The following is a 1023-nucleotide window of genomic DNA, read 5'->3' on the forward strand; positions in this document are numbered from 1 at the left end:
GCGACAGCCTGTCGGCGATCATGATCACCTACCCCTCCACCCACGGGGTGTTCGAGGCCAACGTGCGCGAGGTGTGCGAGGTCGTGCATGCTCACGGCGGCCAGGTGTACATCGACGGCGCCAACATGAACGCCCAGGTGGGCCTGGCCCGCCCCGGCGACTTCGGCGGCGACGTCAGCCACCTCAACCTGCACAAGACCTTCTGCATTCCCCACGGCGGCGGCGGCCCGGGCATGGGCCCGATCGGCGTCAAGGCGCACCTGGCGCCGTTCGTGTCCAACCATGCGGTCACCCCGATCCGGGGGGTCCATCCCGAGTGCGGCGCGGTCGCGGCGGCGCCCTTCGGCTCGGCGTCGATCCTGCCGATCTCCTGGGCCTACATCAAGCTGATGGGCGCGCGCGGGCTGCGCGAGGCCACCGAACTCGCGATCCTCAATGCCAACTACATCGCCAAACGCCTCGAGGCCCACTACCCGGTGCTCTACCAGGGCGAGCACGGCACCGTGGCCCACGAGTGCATCCTCGACATCCGCCCGCTCAAGGCGGCCTCGGGGATCAGCGAGGAGGACATCGCCAAGCGCCTGATGGACTACGGCTTCCACGCCCCGACCATGTCCTTCCCGGTGCCGGGCACGCTGATGGTCGAGCCCACCGAGTCGGAGTCGCGCTACGAGATCGACCGCTTCTGCGACGCCATGATCGGTATCCGCGCGGAGATCGCCCGGGTCGAGGCCGGCGAGTGGCCCGCCGACGACAACCCGCTGGTCCATGCCCCGCACACCCAGGCCGACCTGATGGACGCCCACTGGGCGCGCCCCTACTCCCGCGAGGTGGGCGCCTTCCCCTCCGAGGCGGTCAAGGCGGCCAAATACTGGCCGGCGGTGAACCGGGTCGACAACGTGCTGGGGGATCGGCAGCTGATCTGCTCCTGCCCGAGCATCGACGAATATCGCGACTGAGGGACGCGACTGACCCGACACGGTGCGTCCTGCAACACCCCGGGCCCCGCCACTGGCGGGGCCC

At 70.0% G+C, this 1023-nt stretch carries 1 pseudogene; it reads left to right on the top strand.

Annotated features, from left to right (window positions below):
- Positions 1-959 (top strand): annotated as a pseudogene (locus tag FHR94_RS19430) (glycine dehydrogenase (aminomethyl-transferring)); the annotation flags it as partial.
- Positions 960-1023 lie beyond the last annotated feature (64 nt).

The organism is Halomonas cerina, assembly GCF_014192215.1.
GTDB lineage: Bacteria > Pseudomonadota > Gammaproteobacteria > Pseudomonadales > Halomonadaceae > Halomonas > Halomonas cerina.